The organism is Deinococcus pimensis DSM 21231 (genome assembly GCF_000519345.1).
Taxonomy (GTDB): domain Bacteria; phylum Deinococcota; class Deinococci; order Deinococcales; family Deinococcaceae; genus Deinococcus_A; species Deinococcus_A pimensis.
On sequence record NZ_KI912621.1, the window covers coordinates 1 to 694 of the forward strand.

General features: G+C 71.9%; 1 protein-coding gene. It reads right to left on the minus strand.

The annotated features are described in order from the left end of the window. Positions 1-360: metallophosphoesterase family protein (locus tag DEIPI_RS0102175; RefSeq protein ID WP_027480716.1), on the minus strand; the 360-nt coding region annotated here is incomplete at its 3' end. Positions 361-694 lie beyond the last annotated feature (334 nt).

Genomic DNA, 694 nt, shown 5'->3' on the forward strand with positions numbered 1-694 from the left:
GCTGCCGTGCGCGACGAGCACCTCGCCGTCGGCGAGCTCGCGCGTGAGGGGCAGCGCGCCCACGAACTCGCCCGCGCCCCGGGGCAGGACCGAGTGCAGCCACTCCAGCATGCGGCGCTTCTCGGTGACCTCCGCGAGGGGCGTGCCGAGCCGCTCGTCCGTGTTGCCGCGCACCTCCACGAGGTGATGGCGCTCCCGCAGTTCCGTCAGCAGCGACCACGCGCCCGCCGGGTCCGCGCCGCCGTAGAGGCTGTCGCCGAGGTTCACCCACACGTCCGGCGTGAACCAGCCGATGTCCCGCACGATCGCCTCCAGCGCGTGACGGTTGCCGTGGACGTCCCCGAAGGCCGCGATCTTCATTCCCACCTCCGCTTTCGTGGCGTCACGGTAACACTCAAGGGATCCTCACGTGACCTTAAGCGTTCTGCGACGTTTCTCCTCTCTCCCTGCCGCACACTCAGGGTTGGTTCGTCCCGCTCACACGTCCCGTCAGCTTCGGCGGGACCCGCGCGTTCCCTCCCGGAGGTCCACGATGCGACGAAGTTCCCGCCCCGCCGCGCCCCTGCCCGTGGGAGGCCCGACGTGCTGAGCGCGTCCGTCCACGCGGCGCTGGTGGAAGGCCTCGACCCCTCGGCGTTCCTCACGCCCGCCCTCGCGCGCGAACCGCGCCGGATCGTGATCGTCGGGGGCGGCG